21 protein-coding genes, 1 pseudogene and 1 riboswitch are annotated in these 21,403 nt (G+C 69.2%); of the genes and pseudogenes, 17 read left to right on the plus strand and 5 right to left on the minus strand.

All coding sequences use genetic code 11. The annotated features are described in order from the left end of the window. The first annotated feature begins 197 nt into the window (after positions 1-197). Complete coding sequence (locus tag ACFYTQ_RS10090) at positions 198-1,886, plus strand: replication initiator (protein ID WP_387358884.1); 1,689 nt, start codon at positions 198-200, stop codon at positions 1,884-1,886. A 159-nt stretch (positions 1,887-2,045) separates the two neighbouring features. On the opposite strand, the gene ACFYTQ_RS10095 is transcribed toward ACFYTQ_RS10090, so the two are convergent. Beyond that, positions 2,046-3,602: a recombinase family protein gene (locus ACFYTQ_RS10095; RefSeq protein ID WP_387358886.1), complete on the minus strand. Its 1,557-nt coding sequence runs from the start codon at positions 3,600-3,602 to the stop codon at positions 2,046-2,048. Between the two features lie 158 nt (positions 3,603-3,760). After that, on the minus strand, positions 3,761-4,120 hold the full coding sequence (locus ACFYTQ_RS10100) for an Rv2640c family ArsR-like transcriptional regulator (RefSeq protein WP_387358888.1): 360 nt from the start codon (positions 4,118-4,120) through the stop codon (positions 3,761-3,763). Positions 4,121-4,218: 98 nt separating this feature from the next. On the opposite strand from ACFYTQ_RS10100, the gene ACFYTQ_RS10105 reads away from it, so the two are divergent. The 11 genes and pseudogenes from ACFYTQ_RS10105 to ACFYTQ_RS10155 all read left to right on the plus strand — a co-directional run bounded on the left by ACFYTQ_RS10105 (position 4,219) and on the right by ACFYTQ_RS10155 (position 13,782). Further along, complete coding sequence (locus ACFYTQ_RS10105; RefSeq protein ID WP_387358890.1) at positions 4,219-4,665, plus strand: ArsI/CadI family heavy metal resistance metalloenzyme; 447 nt, start codon at positions 4,219-4,221, stop codon at positions 4,663-4,665. A 50-nt stretch (positions 4,666-4,715) separates the two neighbouring features. Continuing rightward, on the plus strand, positions 4,716-5,090 hold the full coding sequence (locus tag ACFYTQ_RS10110; protein WP_387358892.1) for an ArsR/SmtB family transcription factor: 375 nt from the start codon (positions 4,716-4,718) through the stop codon (positions 5,088-5,090). After that, the gene (arsB, locus tag ACFYTQ_RS10115; RefSeq protein ID WP_387358894.1) at positions 5,087-6,130 is read left to right on the plus strand and encodes an ACR3 family arsenite efflux transporter; all 1,044 of its coding nucleotides are present in this window, start codon (positions 5,087-5,089) and stop codon (positions 6,128-6,130) included. The genes ACFYTQ_RS10110 and arsB overlap by 4 nt, the downstream gene beginning before the upstream one ends. Next, positions 6,127-6,558 carry an arsenate reductase ArsC gene (locus ACFYTQ_RS10120; protein ID WP_387358896.1) on the plus strand — a complete coding sequence of 144 codons (432 nt, stop codon included), beginning with the start codon at positions 6,127-6,129 and terminating at the stop codon, positions 6,556-6,558. The genes arsB and ACFYTQ_RS10120 overlap by 4 nt, the downstream gene beginning before the upstream one ends. A 31-nt stretch (positions 6,559-6,589) precedes the next feature. Next, positions 6,590-7,807 (plus strand): acyl-CoA dehydrogenase family protein, encoded by a 1,218-nt coding sequence (locus ACFYTQ_RS10125; RefSeq protein ID WP_387358898.1) that lies wholly within the window; start codon positions 6,590-6,592, stop codon positions 7,805-7,807. Further along, a complete protein-coding gene (locus ACFYTQ_RS10130; protein ID WP_387358900.1) occupies positions 7,804-9,234 on the plus strand; it encodes an LLM class flavin-dependent oxidoreductase in 1,431 nt (476 codons plus the stop codon). Before ACFYTQ_RS10125 ends, ACFYTQ_RS10130 begins: the two co-directional genes overlap by 4 nt. 70 nt (positions 9,235-9,304) lie before the next feature. Continuing rightward, positions 9,305-10,678, plus strand: a complete 1,374-nt coding sequence (locus ACFYTQ_RS10135; protein ID WP_387358902.1) for a styrene monooxygenase/indole monooxygenase family protein — start codon at positions 9,305-9,307, stop codon at positions 10,676-10,678. A gap of 95 nt (positions 10,679-10,773) precedes the next feature. Further along, positions 10,774-11,895 carry a dimethylsulfone monooxygenase SfnG gene (gene sfnG, locus ACFYTQ_RS10140; protein WP_387358904.1) on the plus strand — a complete coding sequence of 374 codons (1,122 nt, stop codon included), beginning with the start codon at positions 10,774-10,776 and terminating at the stop codon, positions 11,893-11,895. Then, a pseudogene (locus ACFYTQ_RS10145) lies at positions 11,892-13,104 on the plus strand (SfnB family sulfur acquisition oxidoreductase). Before sfnG ends, ACFYTQ_RS10145 begins: the two are co-directional and overlap by 4 nt. Positions 13,105-13,118: 14 nt before the next feature. Further along, entirely contained in the window at positions 13,119-13,637 is a 519-nt protein-coding gene (locus ACFYTQ_RS10150) for a flavin reductase family protein (RefSeq protein WP_387358906.1), read from the plus strand. Continuing rightward, positions 13,624-13,782, plus strand: coding sequence for a hypothetical protein (locus tag ACFYTQ_RS10155; protein ID WP_387358908.1), 159 nt, complete (start codon positions 13,624-13,626; stop codon positions 13,780-13,782). Before ACFYTQ_RS10150 ends, ACFYTQ_RS10155 begins: the two co-directional genes overlap by 14 nt. A gap of 1 nt (position 13,783) precedes the next feature. Here the strand turns inward: ACFYTQ_RS10155 and ACFYTQ_RS10160 are convergent, their stop codons facing one another. Together ACFYTQ_RS10160 and ACFYTQ_RS10165 are read right to left on the minus strand one after the other, a co-directional pair. Further along, positions 13,784-14,401: a hypothetical protein gene (locus tag ACFYTQ_RS10160; RefSeq protein ID WP_387358910.1), complete on the minus strand. Its 618-nt coding sequence runs from the start codon at positions 14,399-14,401 to the stop codon at positions 13,784-13,786. 111 nt (positions 14,402-14,512) lie between these two features. Then, positions 14,513-15,109, minus strand: a complete 597-nt coding sequence (locus tag ACFYTQ_RS10165; protein ID WP_387358911.1) for a hypothetical protein — start codon at positions 15,107-15,109, stop codon at positions 14,513-14,515. Between the two features lie 160 nt (positions 15,110-15,269). Here ACFYTQ_RS10165 and ACFYTQ_RS10170 point away from each other — a divergent pair, with 160 nt between their 5' ends. Then, a complete protein-coding gene (locus tag ACFYTQ_RS10170; protein WP_387358913.1) occupies positions 15,270-15,905 on the plus strand; it encodes a hypothetical protein in 636 nt (211 codons plus the stop codon). Here the strand turns inward: ACFYTQ_RS10170 and ACFYTQ_RS10175 are convergent. After that, positions 15,863-16,747 carry an SDR family oxidoreductase gene (locus tag ACFYTQ_RS10175; protein ID WP_387358915.1) on the minus strand — a complete coding sequence of 295 codons (885 nt, stop codon included), beginning with the start codon at positions 16,745-16,747 and terminating at the stop codon, positions 15,863-15,865. The two genes, ACFYTQ_RS10170 and ACFYTQ_RS10175, sit on opposite strands and share 43 nt — an antisense overlap. A 147-nt stretch (positions 16,748-16,894) precedes the next feature. After that, positions 16,895-16,988: riboswitch (SAM riboswitch) on the plus strand. A gap of 12 nt (positions 16,989-17,000) precedes the next feature. Between ACFYTQ_RS10175 and ACFYTQ_RS10180 the strand changes: the two genes are divergently transcribed. The 4 genes from ACFYTQ_RS10180 to ACFYTQ_RS10195 are packed head-to-tail and all read left to right on the plus strand — an operon-like array spanning position 17,001 to position 21,402. Continuing rightward, the gene (locus tag ACFYTQ_RS10180) at positions 17,001-17,936 is read left to right on the plus strand and encodes an amino acid ABC transporter permease (protein ID WP_387358917.1); all 936 of its coding nucleotides are present in this window, start codon (positions 17,001-17,003) and stop codon (positions 17,934-17,936) included. After that, positions 17,933-18,697, plus strand: a complete 765-nt coding sequence (locus ACFYTQ_RS10185) for an amino acid ABC transporter ATP-binding protein (RefSeq protein WP_387358919.1) — start codon at positions 17,933-17,935, stop codon at positions 18,695-18,697. The genes ACFYTQ_RS10180 and ACFYTQ_RS10185 overlap by 4 nt, the downstream gene beginning before the upstream one ends. Positions 18,698-18,727: 30 nt before the next feature. Continuing rightward, positions 18,728-19,801: an LLM class flavin-dependent oxidoreductase gene (locus tag ACFYTQ_RS10190; protein WP_387358921.1), complete on the plus strand. Its 1,074-nt coding sequence runs from the start codon at positions 18,728-18,730 to the stop codon at positions 19,799-19,801. After that, positions 19,798-21,402, plus strand: a complete 1,605-nt coding sequence (locus ACFYTQ_RS10195; RefSeq protein WP_387358923.1) for an ABC transporter substrate-binding protein — start codon at positions 19,798-19,800, stop codon at positions 21,400-21,402. The genes ACFYTQ_RS10190 and ACFYTQ_RS10195 overlap by 4 nt, the downstream gene beginning before the upstream one ends. Position 21,403 lies beyond the last annotated feature (1 nt).

A 21,403-nucleotide genomic window follows, 5' to 3' on the forward strand; every position in this document is an offset into this window, starting at 1 on the left:
TCTCGAACACTGAATTGAACTGCGGCACTTGCGCGATACAGCGCCCCGGGCACCGAGTCGGCGGTGACCCACCCTCTTTCCTTCCTCTCCGGCAGTCGATTACGACCCCTCTTCTTCCCCTTTTGCTGGCTCACGGCAGGCGTGTCTACCTCCGTCTGCCGTGAGCCGGTTTCGACTGTGCGACAGGAGAATTCGCGATGACCGAAACCGATGCGTTACTGAAAGATCCGCGGTTCGATGAGGTCGCGGTGGCGACCGCACTACGGTTCGGCGTGTGCATCCGCCCCGTGGTGCTGGAACGCCGCGACACTGTGACCGGGGCGCGGGAGTTGGTGACGGTGCCGTGTGGACACACCCGTGAATCGGTGTGCCCGCCGTGCGCCAAGAAGGCCAAAGCGCTACGGCTGGCGCAATGCCGGGAGGGCTGGCACCTCGAACACGAACCCGAGATACCCCGTGCCCGAGCGACTTTCGATCAGACCGGGCTCATGGTCTACCGTGCGGACCTCACCGCCGCCCTGGCCGACGCGCAACGCGACGACAACGCCGGGGAGATTGAAGAGCTGCGCGGCGAAATAGACTGGTGCGACAAGCAATTGACCGCGCTCGGTGTGAGGGGAACGGGACCGTCTTCGGGAGATGCGGCCTCGGGGGAGTCGGGCTCGGGTGAGGAGCCCGCAGGTGAGGGAGAGGACAGGGCGCGGCGGCGGTCGACGCGGCGGCGCGAGGATGTAGCGGAGTTGCCGCGCCTGCCGGTGGCGAACCGCACGATCGGGCGGCAGTTCGCGGGCCGGTTCCTGCCCTCGATGATGATCACGCTCACCCTGCCCGGATACGGGCCGGTGCATCGCGACGACGGAACCCCGGTGGACGCTGGCGCATACGACTATCGGCGGGCAGCGTGGGATGCGGTGTGGTTCTCCCGGCTGTTGTCGCGGTGGTTCCAGAACCTGCGGCGCGCGGTGGGCTGGAATGTCCAGTACTTCGCCAGCATCGAACCCCAACGCCGGGGCGCACCACACGCACACATCGCGATCCGCGGGGCCATCCCACATCGGATCATCCGGCAAGTTACGGCGGCCACCTATCACCAAGTCTGGTGGCCTCGGCCCGAGGGGGCGGTGTACGGCGGGGATCGGGTGCCGGTGTGGGATCGCGAGACCAAGACGTTCATCGACCCCGATACGCGAGAACCCTTGCAGGAGTGGGAATCTGCGATCGAAGCGACCTTCGGCGACGACGAACCGGCCCATGTGGTGAGGTTCGGCGAACAGGTGCATTCCAAGGGCATCCTCGGCGGCACCGAGGAAGCCAACCGGCACATCGGGTATCTGTGCAAGTACCTGACGAAATCGGTCGATGAGGTCTTGGAGGCGACGACCGCGCGCCAACACACTCATTACGACCGTTTACACGAAACGCTCTGCGGCACACCGTGTTCGCCGCGTTGCGCGGTGTGGCTGTTGTACGGGATTGTGCCCAAGGGCGCGGGGCGGCGCATGATCCCTGGCCGCTGCAAGGCCCGCGCGCACCGCCGCGAAACCCTCGGCCTGCCCGGTAATCGGGTGTTGACCTCGGAGCGCTGGACCGGGAAGACGCTCGGGGATCACAAGGCCGATCGGATGGAATTCGTGCGCCGCGCACTGGCGTTCGTCGGCATCGACAAACCGGCACCGGACCCGCACCGCTACACCTGGTCGCGGCTCGCGCCCGGCACACGGGTCCCCTCACGGGCACGGCTGCTGTTGGCCTCCATCGCTGAACGGGGGGCATGGCGCGCGGAATACGACCGGGCGCTACGCGCTGCGCAACCTCCGACGCCGGACACGTCGGTGTCACCGCGAATCCGCTCGGCAACCGGTGTGGCTGATGAGCGCGAGCAATAAACGGCGTCGCCAGTGGTCGCCCGAAGAACTGGCGTGGTTGGCGCGGACACGGGAACGGCTGTCGGGGCCACTGACCGAATGGCAGTTAGCGGTATTGCGGCATTGGTGGAACGGCGGTTACGCCACATCCAGCGACGACCGCAGCGGGGGCGGGACCGGTTAGGCGACGAGTCGCCGGACCTCCACCAGGTCCAAGCTGGCCGGGGAACCGAACCCTGTGCGTCCGGTGGCCGGGTGAATCGTGATCGACAGCAGAGAACGGATGATCTTGCGCTTGGCTTCCAACGGCGTGATCTTCTCGTCGTGCCATCGGTCGCGGGCCTGTGGTCCCGCTGCGGCGACTACGTGAGGCATCGGCAGGGCGACTTGGGCGCGGGCCTCGGCATCCTTGATCGCCGGAAGCTTATGGTCCTTGTACTGCTTGATCTCCAACGGCGACAACTCGGCGGCGATCGCTTCGGCAACCCACTTGTCGTACGCCGCACGCAACGCTTTCGCCTCAGCCTGCGCGGCGCTCGCGTCGGCGTCCGAGCGAGAAAGAGCGGCAAGCAATCCGGGGTCCTCCAAGCGCTGCAACACCGCTTCTTCGATCAGATCATCCAAGGGATCGGCCAAGCGGGCGATGCAGAAGTTTGTGCATTCGTACGTCCTGGCACGCTTGCGTCCACCCGACCGCGATCGGACCGAGGCTCCGCACTGCCCACACTCGGGAATGCCCGACAGCAGCCATTTCGGGGCGCTGCCTTGCTGCCCGCACGCCATCCGGCGGGGATCGAAGAAAATCGCCTGCAACGCCTCGAACTCCTCGACCGTGATCAACGCCTCCCACATGGCCGGGGTGGTGGTCACCGTGCCCGTCGCCTTGTTCTTGTGCGCGCGCAAGCCCGCGATCGTGTGGCAGGTCAACACGTTCTTGACCATCACATGGTCCCAGGTGGTCATCCATGCCTTGTCGCACGGGCACGTCCGGCGATCGACCGATTTCAGGACGCGGCGGCCCTCGGTGGTCGAACATGTGCGGCACGGCAACGCCATGTTCGCGCTGGGCACCGGCACCCGAAGACTGGTGAGCCACCGTGCGATATTCGGCGCGGACACGGAATCCAAAGCGCGCCGGGCCATTTCGCGGACGATCGGAGCGTTCTCGGGGTGTGGCCTGCGATCGACAGCCTTGCCGCGCTTGTAGACGATCTCGTAGCCGAACGCCTCTTTGCCGTGCGGCTTGCCGTCCTGGAAGTTGCGTTCGAGCTGCTGCATCGAATCGAAGCGGTTCTGCTCCGGTTGATACTCGTTGTCCACCGCTTCCTGAGCCAGAATGCGCCGATCGGTGGGGTTGTTGAGGTCGTACAGTTGGCCGCCCGAGTACCAGTACACGCCCAGTTTCGCGCACATCTCGCGCAAGACCGCGAAATCGAGAAGTTGCCGGTTGGCCCGCGACGACGAACGAGTAACCAGCACGCGAGGTTTGCCCGACCGCGTCGGCGTGGACAGTTCGGCAACCAACTCCCGATAGCCGGGCCGCTGCTTCACCGTATGCCGCGTCGCCCCGATATCGGGATCGGTGATCGCCCGCCCCACGGTCCACCCGAACCGCGCGCACTCCTGCTTGCCCCAACGCACCTGCTGCGGCACCGAGAGACGCTTGTTCTTGTCCTGCGAGTTCCGGCCATAGATCGTCGCTTCCAGATCCGGAAAATCATTGGGATTCAACGGCATAACCCCAGGTTACTGCGGTGACCCCCCAAACTGAACCTGTCCACCATCAACCAGCCGTTCACCCCGGCCAAGTAGGTGGCGAAGACCCGGCAGTAAGTGTTCGCCGGGGGACCCCGACCCCGCCCGGATGCCGTGCCGGGCGGGGTCTCGTCATGTCATCAGCCGCAGCAGTTCGGATCCAGCACCAGGCACAACGCGGCGAGGGCGTCGCGGCGGGCGCGGTGGTAGGTGTTCATGCCGCGGCGTTCGGATTCGACCAGGCCCGCCTTGCGGAGTTGGCCGAGGTGGTGGCTGACGGTGGATTCGGCCAGGCCGACCGCGGCCGCCAGTTCGCCGCCGTTCGACTCCCCGGCCGCGCTGGTGAGCAGCAGGGACATCAGTTTCACGCGGACCGGATCGGCGATCGCCTTGAGCCGCAACGCGATCGAGAGCGCGGTGTCGTCGTCCACGGGTCCGGCGGCCACCGGCGCGCAGCAGACCGGGGCCGACATATCGATCACGGGCAACGCCTTGGGCATGGCCCGACTCTACCGAATGCATTGACATATGTCGAAAAGGTACGCAGACTCATGCCGTCACTTCTTCGACATATGCCGCACAACTGGAGGTCGGTCCCATGTCCCGTATCCAACTCGCCCTCGACGTCGATGACCTCGATCGGGCCGTCGAGTTCTATTCGACCCTGTTCGCCACCGAGCCCGCCAAGCGCAAGCCCGGCTACGCCAACTTCGCCATCACCGAGCCGCCGCTGAAACTCGTGCTCATCGAGAACCCGGGCCGCGGCGGGCAGGTCAACCACCTGGGGGTGGAGGTGGACAACTCCGAACGGGTGCGCGCCGAGATCGCCCGGCTGTCGGCCGCGGGCCTGGTCACCACGGAGCAGGCCGCGACCACCTGCTGTTACGCCACCCAGGACAAGGTGTGGGTGAGCGGTCCCGACGCCGAGCGCTGGGAGGTCTACACCGTCCTCGCCGACACCGAAACCTTCGATGGCACAACGCGATTCGACGACGCCGACGCTCTCCGCGCGTGCTGTGGAACCGCCGAGGGCGCGTGTTGCTGACTCGCGCGGTACCCCTTGCCTTCTGATTCGATATCGATCAATATCGATGCATGTCGAAATCGGATCTGCCGTCGCCGAGTGTGGCCACCGGATGCGCGGCCACGCCCAGCGTCCGGCCGCCGCTGACCGCCGAGGCCGCGATCGAGCTGGCCGCGGTCTTCAAGGCGCTGGCGGATCCGGTGCGGCTGCGGCTGTTGTCGGCGATCGCGGCGCGCGCGGACGGGGAGGCGTGCGTCTGCGATGTGTCGGCGGGCATCGATGTCAGCCAGCCCACGGTCTCCCATCATCTGAAGGTGTTGCGCGAGGCGGGGTTACTGACCAGTGAGCGCCGCGCCTCCTGGGTGTACTACCGGGTGGTGCCCGAGGTGTTGTACCGGGTGTCGGATTCGCTTGCGGGACGGGCCGATACGGCGGCACGCGCATGACCACGATCACGGAGCGGCCGGTCGTCGCGAAACTGCCGGTGCTGGACCGGTTCCTGCCGGTGTGGATCGGCGCGGCCATGGCGGCGGGTCTGCTGTTGGGCAGCGCGTTGCCCGGCCTGGGCGACGCGGTGAGCGCGATCCGGGTCGACGGGATCTCGCTGCCGATCGCCGTCGGCCTGCTGGTGATGATGTACCCGGTGCTCGCCCGGGTGCGGTACGACCGCCTCGGCGCGGTCGCCGCCGACCGCGGGCTGCTGCTCGGCTCGCTCGTCCTCAATTGGCTCGTCGGCCCGGCCCTCATGTTCGCCCTCGCCTGGCTGCTGCTGCCCGACCTCCCCGAGTACCGCACCGGCCTGATCATCGTCGGCCTGGCGCGCTGCATCGCCATGGTCGTCATCTGGAACGACCTGGCGTGCGGCGACCGCGAGGCCGCGGCGGTCCTGGTCGCGGTCAACGCGATCTTCCAGGTCCTCATGTTCGCGGTGCTGGGCTGGTTCTATCTGTCCGTGCTGCCCGGCTGGCTCGGCCTGGACCGGACCGCGATCGACGCCTCCCCGGGGCAGATCGCGAAATCGGTACTGATCTTCCTCGGCATTCCGCTGCTGGCCGGGTACGCCACCCGCCGCCTCGGCGAAAAGGTCAGGGGCCGAACGTGGTACGAGGCGACGCTGCTTCCCCGCCTCGGCCCGTGGGCGCTGTACGGCCTGCTGTTCACGATCGTCATCCTGTTCGCGCTCCAAGGCGGCCGGATCACCGCGCACCCGGCCGATGTGGCCCGCATCGCCGTCCCGCTCCTGGCGTACTTCGCCCTCATGTGGTCCGGCGGCTATCTGCTCGGCGCCCTGTTGCGCCTCGGCTACGCCCGCACCACCACCATGGCCTTCACCGCCGCGGGCAACAACTTCGAACTCGCGATAGCCGTCGCCATCGCCACCTACGGCGTCACCTCCGGCCAGGCCCTGGCCGGTGTCGTCGGCCCTCTCATCGAGGTCCCCGTACTCGTCGCCCTGGTGTACGTCTCCCTCGCCCTGCGCCGATGACTTCCACCGCCCACCGCCCCAGCGTGCTGTTCGTCTGCGTCCACAACGCCGGACGTTCCCAGATGGCCCAGGGCTTCCTCGCCTCACTCGCGGGTGACCGCATCGAAGTGCGTTCGGCCGGAACCGAACCCGCCGAGCGCGTCAACCCCGCCGCGATCGAGGCCATGGCGGAGGTGGGCATCGATATCACCGCGCAGAGCCCGACGGTCCTGACCCCGGATGCCGCCCGGACCTCCGATGTGGTCGTCACCATGGGCTGCGGCGACAGCTGCCCCTACTTCCCGGGTGTCGACTATCGGGACTGGGTTCTCGACGACCCCGCCGGACTCGGCGTCGCGGCCGTGCGACCGATCCGGGATCGGATCCGGACCCTGGTCGAGGACCTCGTCCGGGAACTGAGTTCCGATCCGGCTGCGCCTAACCCGTGAGCTCACCGGCCCTCGCGAGCCATCGTCGGGTATGACCTCCACCACCGCACGGCCCGTCTCCGACGCGGACCTCGATGCCGTTTTCGTGCCCGTCTTCGATCGCATCGCCGCGGGTGCGGTCGAGCGTGAGATCGATCGCCGCCTGCCCTACGAGGAGGTCGGCTGGTTGCGGGAGGTGAGGTTCGGGGCCCTGCGGGTGCCCGTCGAATTCGGCGGCTACGGGGCGAGCGTGCGGCAGCTGTTCCGGCTGCTCATCGATCTCGCGGCGGCCGAATCGAATCTGCCGCAGGCGCTGCGGGTGCACTTCTCCTTCGTGGAGGACCAGTTGCTCGCCGAGCCGGGGGAGCGGCGCGAGCACTGGCTGCGGGCGGTGGCGGGGGGCACGCTGGTCGGCAACGCCATCACCGAACCGGGGGTGGGCGCGGTCGACCGGTATCGGACCCGGCTCACCCGCGACGGTGAGGGCTGGGTCCTCAACGGCACCAAGTACTACAGCACCGGATCGCTCTACGCCGATCACATCCTCGCCGCCGCCGACCGGGACGGGGAGCGGGTCGGCGTGCTGGTCGACGCCGACGCCCCGGGGGTGCGCCAGCACGACGACTGGGACGGCTTCGGTCAGCGCCTGACCGCCAGCGGCACAACGGAATTCACCGACGTCCGGGTGCCCGAGGACCGTATCCTCGGCCCGGGTTACGGCGCGCCCGGGGCCACCTACGCCACCGGCTACCTCCAGCTGGTCCAGCTCGCGGTCCTCGCCGGCATCGCCCAGCGCGCCGAACGCGATGCGCGCGAATGGGTTTCGGCCCGCACCCGCGGCTACACCCACTCCGCCGCCGATCTGCCGCGCGAGGATCCGCTGGTGCAACAGCTGATCGGCCGACTGTCCGCGGCGACGTTCTCCGCCCGCGCCACCGTGCTCGCCGTCGCCGACGTGCTCGACGAGGTGCTGGCCGCGGGGGCGACCGACGAAAAGGGCCTGAACGCGGTCGAACTCGCGGCCGCCCAGGCGCAGCTGTCGGTGATCGATACCGTGCTCGCCGCCACCACCCAGCTGTTCGAACTGGGCGGCGCGTCCATCGTCGCCGAACGCCTGCGCCTGGACCGGCATTGGCGCAACGCCCGCACCATCTCCGTCCACAACCCGGCCATCCAGAAGGCCAGGGCGATCGGCGATCACCTGCTCAACGGCGCGGAGCTCCCGTTCGCGTGGAGCGCGGGCGAGCGGAAGCCGCAGGTGGCGCGATGACGCGGCGCATCCGGTTCAACGCCTTCGACATGAACTGCGTCGCCCACCAGTCCCCGGGCCTGTGGCGGCACCCCGACGACCAGTCGCACCGCTACAAGGAACTGAGCTACTGGACCGAGCTGGCGAAATTGTTGGAGCGCGGGCGTTTCGACGGCATCTTCATCGCCGACGTGCTCGGCACCTACGACGTCTACGGCGGCAACGACATCGCCGCGCTGCGCCAGGGCGCGCAGATCCCGGTCGCCGATCCGCTGCTGCTGGTGACCGCGATGGCCGCGGCCACCACCCACCTCGGCTTCGGCATCACCACCGGCACCGGCTTCGAACATCCCTATCCGTTCGCGCGGCGGCTGTCCACGCTGGACCACCTGACGAACGGCCGCATCGGCTGGAACGTCGTCACCGGCTATCTGCCCTCGGCCGCACGCAATTTCGGCGCGGCCGACCAACTCGACCACGACGAGCGCTACGACCAGGCCGACGAATACCTCGAGGTGCTCTACAAACTGTGGGAGGGCTCCTGGGAGGACGACGCCGTGGTCCGCGACGCCGAACGCGGCGTCTACGTCGACCCGGCGAAGGTGCACCACATCGGCCATCGCGGCACCCACTACACCGTCCCCGGCATCCACCTGCACGAACCGTCGCCGCAGCGCACCCCGGTGATCTACCAGGCCGGTGCGTCCCCGCGCGGCACCCGGTTCGCCGCCGAGAACGCCGAGGCCATCTTCGTCGGCGCGCCGTCGAAACGCGTTCTGGCCCAAACTGTCTCGCGCATCCGCGACGAACTCGAGCGCGCGGGCCGGGGCCGCTACGACGCCCGTATCTACACCCTCGCCACGATCGTCACCGACGCCACCGACGAGGCCGCCCGGCACAAGCACGAGGAGTATCTGTCCTACGCCAGCCCCGAGGGCGCGCTGGTGTTCATGTCCGGCTGGATGGGCATCGACCTGTCGCGCTACGACCTCGACGACCCGATCGGCGATGTACAGAGCAACGCCATCCGCTCGGCCGTGGCCGCCTTCCAGGAATTCGACGACGACGGCCGCGAATGGACCGTGCGCGATATCGCCCGATGGGGCGGAATCGGCGGTCTCGGACCGGTTTTCGTCGGTTCCGGCGCGACCGTCGCCGACACCTTGCAGGAATGGGTGGACGAAACCGACGTCGACGGTTTCAATCTCGCCTACGCCATCACGCCGGGCAGTTTCGAAGACATTGTGAAACACGTGATTCCGGTGCTGACCGAACGCGGTGCGTATCCGGCCGAACACACCCCCGGCACGCTGCGCAATGCCCTGTTCGGGAAGGGTGACCGGCTGCCGGACAACCATCGGGGCGCGAGATACCGACCGGGCGGGCCGGATTCGACGGTATTGCCGGATTCGGTCGCTCGTCCGAATTCCGTCGTGCCCGCGTCCTGACAATTCGCCGATCAATTCTCCGTGATTCCAACACTCGGTCCGGCGCCGCATCGGAAGGACCATTTCGGTTATGACGCACGATAATTCGACTCGTACCGCCGCCGTCGTGGGAGCCGGACAGACCGGAGTCACGGCCGCCCTCGGACTGCTCGACGCGGGGTTCCAGGTGACCCTCTACAGCGATCGCGATCAGCGCGCCCTGCGCGACGACGTGCCCGCCACCGGCACCGCGCTCGGCTTCGGCGAGGCCCAGGCCGCCGAGGCCGCGCTCGGGCTGGACACCTACGCCGACCGCGCCCCCAACCACACCGGCCTGAGCGTGCGGATCGCCGGACCGGAGAACGCCGAATTGATCGGCTTCGACGGCGATTTCGACGGTTTCGTCGGCATCGCGGTCGACACCCGCCTCAAGGCCGACGAGCGGCTGACCGCGTTCCAGGAGCGCGGCGGCCGGTTCGTGGTCGAGGCCGTCGACCCGGCGAAGCTGGACGGCATCGCGGGCGCGCACGATCTGACGCTGGTCGCCACCGGGCGGGGCGGGCTGTCCGACCTGTTCGCGATCGACACCGAGCGCACCGTCTACGACGCGCCCCAGCGCAAGCTGCTCACGGTCACCGTGACCGGATTGGGTTACGGGCCCGAGGTTTTCGCGCACCGCAGCGCGCAGGGCGGGGCGCACAGCGGCTTCTCCATCTTCGCCGAGCAGGGCGAGGCGTGGTGGGGGCCCTACCTGCACAAGGACGCCGGGCCGACGTGGGCGTTCCTCGGCTGGGCGCGGCCCGGCACCGACTGGGACACCCGCTTCGCCGCCGCCGACTCCGCCGAATCCGCGCATCGGATCGTGCAACAGCTCTACCGCGACTACATCGACTGGGATCTGCCCGAAGTCCTTGCCACCCGGACCCTTTCGGAGGATCCGCACTCCTGGCTGAAGGGCGCGGTGCGCCCGGTGGTGCGGCACGGCGTCGGCACGACCGCGAGCGGACATCCGGTGGCCGCGATCGGCGACACCGCCATCGCCTACGACCCGATCGCCGGACAGGGCGCGCAGAGCGGCCTGGTCCAGGTCCAGCGGCTCGTCGCCGCGGCGGCGGCCCACGAGGGCGCGTTCGACGCCGACTGGCTGGGCGCCCGGTACGCCGAATTCCTCGCCTTCCGCGCGGACGCCGCGGCCAAGGCGACCCGATTGTTCCTCAGCGACCCCGAATTCGGCGATATCGGCAACCAGTTCTTCGCCACCGCCGCGGTCGATCGGCGGTTCGCCTCGGCGCTGGTGTCGCTGCTGCACCGGCCGCAGCCGTTCCTCGACATCCGCTCGGTGGCCGACGCCGCCGCCTACATCACCGAGATCACCGGGCAGGACGCGAACGAGCTGCTGGGCCGCTTCCAGCCCGCGGGCCGGTTCGAACGCTCCCGCTTCGGCAGCGCGGTCGCCTCGGCCTGAGCCCTGCGATCGCGACGATTCAAACCCTCGTGCCGCGCCCGGTGTGCTGCTGAAGTGAGAACACGCACCGGGCGCGGCCTCGAACGGAGCAAGGGATGACGACCGAGAAAATCGCCGACCAGATCAAGTTCGCCTACTGGGTGCCCAATGTCAGTGGCGGCCTGGTCACCAGCACCATCGAACAGCGCACGAGCTGGGATTTCGAGTACAACAAGAAGCTCGCGCAGACCGCGGAGAACAACGGCTTCGACTACGCGCTGTCCCAGGTCCGCTACACCGCCTCCTACGGCGCGGAGTTCCAGCACGAGTCCACCTCGTTCAGTCTCGCGCTGCTCGGCGCGACCGAGCGGCTGAAGGTGATCGCGGCCGTGCACCCGGGCCTGTGGCATCCCGCGGTGCTGGCCAAGTTCGGCGCGACCGCCGACCACCTGTCCAACGGCCGGTTCGCCATCAATGTGGTGTCGGGCTGGTTCGCCGGGGAGTTCCGGGCGCTGGGCGAGCCGTGGCTCGAACACGACGAGCGCTACCGGCGCAGCGCGGAGTTCCTCGAGGTGATCCGCAAGATCTGGACCGAGGACGAGGTGAACTTCGCCGGTGACTTCTACCGGATCCGGGACTTCACCCTGAAGCCCAAGCCGCTCAACACCCCCGAGCGGCCCAATCCCGAACTGTTCCAAGGCGGTAACTCCTCCGCCGCCCGCCGCAACGGTGGCCACTACGCCGACTGGTACTTCTCCAACGGCAAGGACTTCGACGGCGTCGACGAGCAGCTCCGCGACGTGCGCGCGGCGGCCCGCGAGCGGAACCGCGAGGTCAAGTTCGGGCTCAACGGGTTCATCATCGCCCGCGACACCGAGAAGGAGGCCCACGACACCCTGCGCGAGATCATCGCCAAGGCCGACAAGCCCGCGGTCGAGGGCTTCCGCGACGCGGTGCAGCAGGCCGGTCCGTCCACCCGCGACGGCAAGGGCATGTGGGCCGACTCCTCGTTCGAGGATCTGGTGCAGTACAACGACGGTTTCCGGACCCAGCTGATCGGCACCCCGGAACAGATCGCCGAGCGCATCGTGGCCTACCGCGATCGCGGCGTGGACCTGATCCTGGGCGGTTTCCTGCACTTCCAGGAGGAGATCGAATACTTCGGCGAGCGGGTGTTGCCGCTGGTGCGCGAGCTCGAGGCGCAGCGCGAACCCGTGGCGGCGGTGGCGGGACGATGACCGCCGTCGCGGCGGACCGCATCACCTCCGCCGAGCAGGCCCGCGAAGTGGCCGCCCGGCTGGCGTCGGAGTTCTCCGCCGACGCCGCCGAGCGGGATTCGGGTGCGCCGATTGCCTTTTCGCGAGGTGGAGCGGTTGGCGGCCAGCGGACTGCTGGCCGTCACCGTTCCGGCCGAGTTCGGCGGGGCCGATCTCGCGCCCGGCGCGGTGGCCGAGGTGGTGCGCGTCCTCGCGACCGCCGATCCGAACATCGCCCAGATCCCGCACAGTCACTTCGTGTACCTGAACCTGTTGCGGCTGGCCGGATCTCCCGGCCAGCGGCAGCGGTATTTCCCGCGCGTGCTCGACGGCGCGCGCATCGCCAACGCGCAGTCCGAGCGCGGCGGCGCGACCGTCGCCGAGGTGCGGACCACGCTGACCCCGCTCGGGGACAACCGGTTTCGCGTCGACGGCGAGAAGTTCTATTGCACCGGTTCGCTGTTCGCGGACCTGCTGGCCGTGCTCACCCGCCTCGACGACCAGGACGGCCGTAGCGGACTGCCACCGGGTGAGTACGTCGCCTATCTACCCGCCGACACCCCCGGCGTCGAGATCGTCGACGACTGGAACGCGCTGGGCCAGCGCACCACCGGCAGCGGCACCGTGCGGTTCGACGGGGTGATCGTCTCCGGCGATCAGCTCGTCGAGCGGTCCGGCGCGGTGCGCGCCCCCACCGCCTACGGCTCCTTCGCCCAGCTCCTGCACGCGGCCATCGACGCCGGTATCGCGCGCGGAGCGCTCACCGCCGCAACGGATTTCGTCCGGACCCACAGCCGTCCCTGGTTCGAGGCGGGTGTGGCCCGGGCCGTCGACGATCCCCTGCTGATCCAGCGCTTCGGCGAGCTGTCGGTGTCGGTGACCACCGCCGAGGCCACCCTCGCCGCGGCCGGGCACGCCGTGGACCGGGCCGTGCGCGATCCCGCCCACGTCGCGGCGGCCTCCTTGGCGGTCGCCACCGCCAAAATCGTCGCCGACCGCGCGGCCACCGAGGTGTCCGCCGCCGTGTTCGAGGTGAGCGGAACCCGCAGCGCGGCAGCGGATCTGAATCTCGACCATTTCTGGCGCAACGCGCGCACGCACACCCTGCACGATCCGGTGCGCTGGAAGTTCCAGCACATCGGCCGCGCGGTCCTGCACGGCACGCCGCCGCCGCTGCACGGCGTCATCTGAGATCGGAGTGGAACATGTCCGAGCTGACCGAGATCCCCGCCGACGGCGCCGGTCTGCGCCGCGCGTTCGCGGCGTTCCCCAGCGGCGTGGTCGCGGTGTGCGCCGAAATCGACGGCACCGCACACGGATTGGCGGTGAGCACCTTCGTGCCGGTGTCGCTGGATCCGCCGCTGGTGTCGTTCTGCGTGCAGAACAGCTCGACCACCTGGCCACGCCTGATCGCGGCCAGCCATCTGGGCCTGAGCCTGCTCGGGCTCGACCAGGAGGGCGCGGCCCGATCGCTGAGTTCGCGGGTGGGCGACCGGTTCTCGGGATTGGAGCTGCATCGCGGCAACGGGCACGCCCTGTTCGTGGGCGGTGCGTCGGCCTGGATCGAGGGCAGCGTGGAGACCCAGGTGCCCGCGGGCGATCATCAGGTCGTCATCCTGCGCATCCAGCGCCTGGCCACCCGCGCCGACGTGGACCCCCTGGTCTTCCACGGCAGCCGGTTCCGGCGGCTGCATCCGGAGGGGGCCGTGCATGGAGCGGCGTGAAACACCCTCGGCGCGTGCGGTTCTCGCCGAGGATCTGCGGCGCTGGGCCGAGAACTGGCGCGACTCGGCCGAATCCGGCTCCGGCCGCTGGTCGTGGGTGAACCTGGACTGGATCGGCAGCGTGATCGGCCCGGCCTCGCTCTGACTCACAGCGGATGCGACGGCCGGAAGCACAACCGCCGCCGCCTTCCCGCGCTCGGGCTGGTGTGCTCGACCACCGCCGCGGCCAGCCCGCGCGCCTCGATGTCGTGGCGGCCCATGTCCTGACTGAACCCGTCCAGGTGAATCAGCGTGTGCCGGATCAGCATCGGGGCCACATCGGGCGGTTCGGTGCAGGCCCGGCGATAGTCCGCCGCCGCGCGCGGATCCTCGGTGAGCGCGGCCAGCGCCCCGATCCGCACCCGCTGGGTGAGGCCCGACCAGACGCGGGCCTCCTCGGCGCTGCGGATCCGGCGCCAGCCGCCGCGGTAGTCCAGATCGCGGATGATGTCGTCGGCGGGTTTGCCCAGCCGTGTCTCGCACACCACCGCCCACAGCGCGCACAGCCAACTCAGCGCGCGCAGCGTGTGCAGCGGCTCGCGGCGCGTCCCGAGTTCCTCCTCGGCCTCGTCGTGGGTGTCCAGATTCACCCAGCGGAACACCAGCGACTCGACCTCGATCAGGAAGCCGCCGGGCAGATCCTCGACGTCGGGCCGCCCGATCCGTACCGCGCGGCCCGACACCAGATCCCGCAATTCGACCATGTCCGCATCAGCGGTCCGCACCCATCGGTGCGATTCCCTGGTCATTCGCAGGCCCCCAGGTCGGTACGTCCGGGCGCGATACCGCCCCCACGGATTGAGCCACGAATCCGACCGGCCCGCAAGCGTTCATTTTCAGGGCTGCCCGTTCAGCACGGCCGTGACCGCGTCCGCGAACGGCTGTCCGCCGGTGGCGTACGCCCCCGCGATCGCGCCCACGACCAGCCCGATCGGCCCGGTGATCAGACTGAAGAAGCCCAGTCCCAGAACGGTTCCGAGCAGCCCGCCGAGCACGCCGCCGACGACCAGCCCGACCACGTTGCGATTGATCTGATCGGTGAGCCGCGCCATCGAGTCCACCGGCTGCATCTCGCCGATCTCCTGCGGCGTCGCCCGCGGCTCGAGCCGGAGTTCGTGCCCGTCCTCGGAAACCCGCTGGGCCACATGGACGGTGGTGTTCGACATCCGATAGCTGAGCGGTACCTCGGCGCGCACCGCGCCCGTATCGTCGCGCAGCACGACCCGATCATCGGTGACCTCGAAGCGCCCGCCGCTCACCGTCGTGGTCGACACCCGCGACGCCTCGGTCAGGACGGTATGGTAGGAGATCCCGGATTCGGTTCCGGTGGCGGCGATTTCGCGAGCCGGCGGCTCGGCGTGAACCGTCCCCGCGCAGATTCCGAGTGCGGCGATGGTCGGGATAGTGCTGACGGCGTACGTGCCGAACCTCATCCAGTCGTTCCTTTCGCTCCAGCTGCATCGAGCCCGATGCGCACACACGGTTACCCACCCGGAACGCCGGTTATGCGAGGAGAAAATCAATCCGTTCACAACTCGACTCGGCGGTGCCGGGTGGTGTAAGCATTTCCTCGTTCGGGGAAAGGACGTGGGTGTGGCACGGCGACGGGTTCAGGCCGGTTTGAAGCTGGGCGGTTTCGTCCTCGGCGGCGCGCTGATGCTGGCGGCGCTGGGCGCCGTGGCCCTGTCGATGAGCGGCAAACCCGCTGAGCGCACGGCGAATCCGCGCGCCGCGGCGTCGTTCGCGCCCGTCCCGAGCGCCACCGGCGCGGCGCCGAGCCCGGATGTCACCGAGCCCGCGCCGCCCGCCGCGCCGCTGGTCCTCAACAAGGGCGCCGAGCAGGGCCTCCCGGGTTTGGATGTGGCCGTGGGCGATTGCGTCACGCTCGGTGAGAACACCGTCGAGAAGACCTCGTGCGCAGCGGGTTCCGGGTATCGCGTCGCGGATCGGGCCGCGGGCAACGCCCAGTGCCCGGCCGACGCCGATCGGACGTTCCCGCGCGCGCTGCCCGGCGGCGATCACGACAGCCTGTGCCTGGACGTCAACTGGGTGGTCGGCGGCTGCATGGATCTGACCGGGACCCCGCATCCGGTGGACTGCGCCGCGCCGGGCCGGGTGCGCGTGGTGGGCGTCAAGCAGGGCACCGCGGACGTGAACACCTGCTCGGCGTCGGATCGCGGTGTGGTCTACAGCCAGCGGCGATTCGTGGTCTGCGTGTCCTCGCGCTGAGGCGCGGCCGGAAGTAGTCGCGCGAAGCGGTCGTTGGCCGCGCGCATGACCCGTTCGTAGGGCCACGCCCACTTGCGGGCGAACCAGTACGCGATCCGGATGTCGGGGGAGGTGTGCACCAGGAAGCGGTTGTGCCGGATCCCGGCGAGGATCCGGTCGGCCACCTGTTCCGGCGTCGCCGCCCGGCCCACGAAGGCGTTGCGCAGCTTGGCGATTCGCGGATCGTCCGGCGCGACGCCCACGATCTGCACGGTCTCGACCAGCGGGGTGCGCACCGCGCCCGGCACGACCAGGCTCACCCCGATGTCGTGCCGTTCCAGATCGAAGCGCAGCACCTCCGAGATCCCGCGCAGCCCGAATTTGGCCGCGCTGTAGGCCGCGTGCCATGGCAGTGCGAGCAGGCCCGCCGCCGAGGACACGTTCACCAGATGCCCGCCCCGCCCGGCGCGCACCATCGGCGGCACGAACGCCTCGATGATGTGGATGGGCCCCATCAGATTCACCTCGACCATGGACCGCCAGTGCCGGTGCTCGAGGTTCTCCACCGTGCCCCAGGCGGAGATGCCCGCGATGTTCATGACGACGTCGAGACTGCCGTGCTCGGCGTGCACCCGGTCCGCCCAGGCCGAGACGGCCGCGTGGTCGGTGATGTCCATCGGGTGGGCGTCGAGGACCTCGCCGCCGGAGGCGCGGATCAGCTCGACCGTCTCGGCGAGGCCGTCGGCGGCGATGTCGGTGAGCAGCACGCGCGCGCCCGCCCGCGCGGCGGCCACGGCCGTGGCCCGGCCGATGCCGCTGGCCGCCCCCGTGACGAGGCATTTCCGATCGGTCAGATCCCTCATGAACTCCCCTGGACGATGTGGAACCACACAGTTTTCCACACCCTAGCCATTACGAACATTGTTGTACACAGCGAGCGCTGCCAACAGTTCGACTCACGCTGATCGGGACGGCAGACACCCACCGCGTTCGTCCGTTAATTTCGAATCCACCCATCCAGAGCGGTTGAGAGACCTGGCTCGACGAGACCGCAGCAACCCCCCGGGAGCCGGGTGCGGGTGCTACCGCCAGGACCGATGGAGGATCGCGATTCCCATGACCACAGTGGCCGCTGTCGACTCCGTCCCCGACACCACCGAGGACGCCCTGCCGGTCGCGCGCACGCGACACCCCTGGCGCTGGCTGGTGGGCGCGATCGCGCTGGTGCTGGTCGCCCAGTTCGTGCACGGGCTGATCACCAATCCCGGTTGGGACTGGTCCACGTTCGCCCGCTACTTCACCGCGCCGTCGGTGCTCGCGGCGCTGCGGCTGACCGTGGAGCTCACCTTCTGGGGCACGCTGTTCGGCTTCCTGCTCGGCATCTGGCTGGCCGTGGCGCGGCTGTCGAAAATCCCTGTGCTGCAGGTCATCGCGTGGGTGTACGTGTGGGCGTTCCGTTCCATCCCGCTGATCGTGCAGCTGTTGTTCTGGTTCAACATCGCCTATCTGTACAAGCGGATGTCGATCGGGATCCCGTTCGGCCCGGCGTTCTTCAGCTTCGACGTCAACGGCGTTCTCAGCGGATTCACCGCCGCCGTGATCGGGCTGGCGTTGCACCAGGCGGCCTACTCGGCCGAAATCATCCGCGCCGGAATCATTTCCGTGGATCCGGGCCAGCTGGAGGCGGCCAAATCGCTGGGCCTGCCGTGGCGGCGGCAGTTCTTCACCATCGTCGCCCCGCAGGCCATGCGCGGCATCCTGCCCAACGCGGCCAACGAGGTGATCAGCCTGTTCAAGGGCACCTCGATCGTGTCGGTGATGGCCATCGCGGAGCTGTTCTACCAGGTGCAGGTCGTCTACGGCCGCAACGGCCGGGTGGTGCCGCTGCTGATGGTGGCGACGGTCTGGTACATCGTGCTCACCAGCGTGCTGAGCGTCGCGCAGTACTACATCGAGCGCCACTTCGCCAAGGGCAGCCAACGCGAGCTGCCGCGCACGCCGTGGCAGCGGGTGCGCGCCAAGATCACCGAGATCACGGGGGAACGCCGGTGAGCGAGTACACGGTCGAATTACGCGGCGTGCGTAAGCGTTTCGGCGCCGAGGAGGTGCTGCGCGGGATCGATCTCGCCGTGCGGCCCGGCGAGGTGACGGCGATCCTGGGCCCGTCGGGTTCGGGGAAGTCGACGCTGCTGCGGGTGGTCAATCACCTTGAGAAGGTCGACGCGGGCACGGTGCGGGTGGCCGGGGAGCTGGTCGGCTACCGCCGCAAGGGCGCGAAACTGCACGAGCTGAGCGAGCGCGAGATCCTGCGGCAGCGGGCGCGCATCGGCTTCGTGTTCCAGAACTTCAATCTGTTCCCGCATCTGACGGTGCTGGAAAACGTTGCGCTGGCGCCGGTTTCGACGCAGCGGCGGCGCCGGTCCGAGGTCGAGGCCGAGGCGCTCGAACTGCTCGACCGGGTCGGGCTGGCGGACAAGGCCCGGGAGTATCCGCGGCGGCTGTCCGGCGGCCAGCAGCAGCGCGTGGCCATCGCGCGGGCGCTGGCCCTGCGCCCGCAGGTCGTGCTGTTCGACGAGCCCACCTCGGCGCTGGATCCCGAACTGGTCGGCGAGGTGCTCGACGTCATCCGCGACCTCGCCCGGGACGGGGCCACCCTGGTCATCGTCACCCACGAAATCGGCTTCGCCCGCGAGGTCGCCGACACCGTGGTGCTGATGGACGCGGGCCGGATCGTGGAACAGGGTCCGCCCGCCCAGGTGCTGGACAACCCCACCCACGCCCGCACCCGAGCCTTCCTCGCCCATGTGCTCTAGCGGACCCGCCGAGTTCGAAGGACACCGCGCGTGAAATTCCTGTTGCTGACCCTCATCACCCACCGGCCCGATCCGGTCACCGGCGCGGTCGAGACGCCCGCGCGGCGGCTGGGCCGGGTGGTCGAAAGCGCCCGGCTCGCCGAGGAACTCGGCTACGACGGCTTCGCCGTCGGTGAGCGGCACGAGGATCCGTTCATCTCCTCGTCGCCGCCGGTGGTGCTCAGCCACATCGCGGCGGTCACCTCGTCGCTGGCGCTGTTCACCGGAGTCACCACGCTGAGCCTGCTGGATCCGGTGCGCGCCTTCGAGGACTACTCGACCCTGGACAACCTGTCGGGCGGGCGACTCGAGCTGATCATCGGCAAGGGCAACGGGGCCGCGCAGGCGCAGCTGTTCCACGTCACCACCGAGGATCAGTGGGATCGCAACCGCGAGGGCTACGACCTGTTCCGGCTGCTGTGGGAGAACGACTCGGTCACCTGGAGCGGGCGGTTCCGGCCGTCGCTGACCGCGGCCAAGGCGCTGCCCCGGCCGTTGCAGCCGCGGCTGCGCATCTGGCACGGCAGCGCGACCAGCCGCGAATCGGTGGAATACGCCGCGGCGCACGGTGATCCGGTGTTCTCGGCCAACGTCACCTACCCGATCGAGCCGTACGCCGAACTGATCGACCACTACCGCGAGCGCTGGGCCGCGCACGGTCACGATCCGGCCGCGGCGCTGGTGGGCGCGGGCACCGCCGGATTCCATGTGGCCCGTGACTCGCAGGACGCGGTGCGCGCGTACGAGCCGATCTTCCGGGCGCGGCTCGAGATCGCGCGAAAGCACAACCAGCCCATCGTCTTCGACACCGTCGAGGACTTCGTCGAGCGCAGTTCCGCGCTCATCGGCAGCCCGCAGCAGGTGCTCGACAAGGTCGAGCGCTATCACGAGCGGCTCGGCCACGAGGTGATCCACCTGTCCGCCGACGGCGACGGGTTCACCGACAAACAGCATCGCGAGAGCCTCGAGCTGTTCCAGGCCGAGGTCGCGCCCGAACTGCGCCGCCGCATCCCGAGCCGCCCGCTGGGCGCGCGGCGACATCTCACCGAAGGATCCACCCGATGAAACGACCCCTGGCCCTGTTCGGCGCTCTCGCCGCGACCGTCTCGCTGGCCGCGTGTGGCGCCGACTCCGCCGGAGGCGACGACGCCGGTCCGCCGCGGCCCGGCGGCACCCTGCGCTACGGCCTGTCCCAGGCGCCGACCTGCTCCGATCCCGCGCAGGCGGGCAGCAATCAGACCATCTACGTGGCCCGTCAGATCGTCGACTCGCTGGTCGATCAGGATCCGGCTACCGGCAAGATCGTGCCGTGGCTCGCCGATTCCTGGACCGTGAGCCCCGACGCGCGCGGCTTCACCTTCCATCTGCGCGAGGGCGTCACCTTCAGCGACGGCACCCCGTTGACCGCCGACTCGGTGCGCAAGAACTTCGACGCGATCGTGCGCCTCGGCGGGGTCAAGGCGCCGCTGGGGGCCAGCTATCTGGCCGGATACACCGGCACCACCGTCGTGGACCCGCAGACCGCGCGCGTCGACTTCGCCGCGCCGAACGCCCAGTTCCTGCAGGCGGTCTCGACCCCGCAGCTGGGCATCCTCGCCGACGCCGACACCGCGAAGTCGGCCGACGAACGCTGCCTCGGCACGAATATCGGCAGCGGGCCGTTCACCTACGCCGAATACAAGCAGGGCGCCTCGGCGACCCTGGTGAAGCGGACCGGATACCATTGGGGCTCGGCGGTTTTCGCGAACAAGGGCGAGGCGTACCTGGATCGCATCGTGTTCACCGTCATCCCGGAATCGGGCGTGCGCACCGGCAGCCTGTCCTCGGGACAGCTCGAGGCCGTGAGCGACGCGCTGCCGCAGGACGCCCCGCAGATCGAGGCGGCGGGCGGGAAGGTCCTCACCTTCGCGAATCCGGGCATCCCGTTCGGGTTGCAGCCCAATGTGACTCGCGGGCCGCTGCGCGATCCGGCGGTGCGCGCGGCGCTGCGCACCGCGATCGACCGCAAGGAACTGGTCGACACCGTCCTCGGTCCGCAGTTCAAGCCCGGCACCAGCACCCTCGCCAGCTCCACCCCCGGCTACGCCGACCTGTCCGATCAGCTGCGCCACGACCCCGAGGCCGCGCGCCGCGCCCTCGACGCGGCGGGCTGGGCGCCGGGCCCCGACGGCATTCGCGTCAAGGACGGGCAGCGGCTGTCGTTCGGGGTGCTGTTCAGCGCGGTGTTCGCCGGTAACCAGGCCATTCTCGAACTGGTGCAACAGCAGGTGCGCGCGGTCGGCATCGAGTTGCGGCTGGAACTGGTGTCCGGCAACGAGGCGACCGCCCGCCAGAACAGCGGCGATTTCGACGTCACCTACTACAACACCACCCGCGCCGACGGCGACATCCTGCGCACCACCTTCGGGGTGGACCAGCGAAACCTCAACCGGCGCGGCCCGATTCCGCGACTGGACCAGGTGCTCACCGACGAACTCGCCGCCACCGATCCCGCCGCCCGCGCCCAGCTGATCGGGCAGGCGCAGCGGCTCGTGCTCGACGAGGGGCTGTGGATTCCCACGGTCGAGCTGTCCCAGGCGATCGGCGCCGCGAGCACCGTGGTGGATCTGAAGTTCGAGGCGTCGGGCCGGTTGCAGTTCCACGACGCCTGGTTGCGGGGACGGTGAT

It is taken from the genome of Nocardia sp. NPDC004068, from assembly GCF_042874315.1.
Classification (GTDB): domain Bacteria; phylum Actinomycetota; class Actinomycetes; order Mycobacteriales; family Mycobacteriaceae; genus Nocardia.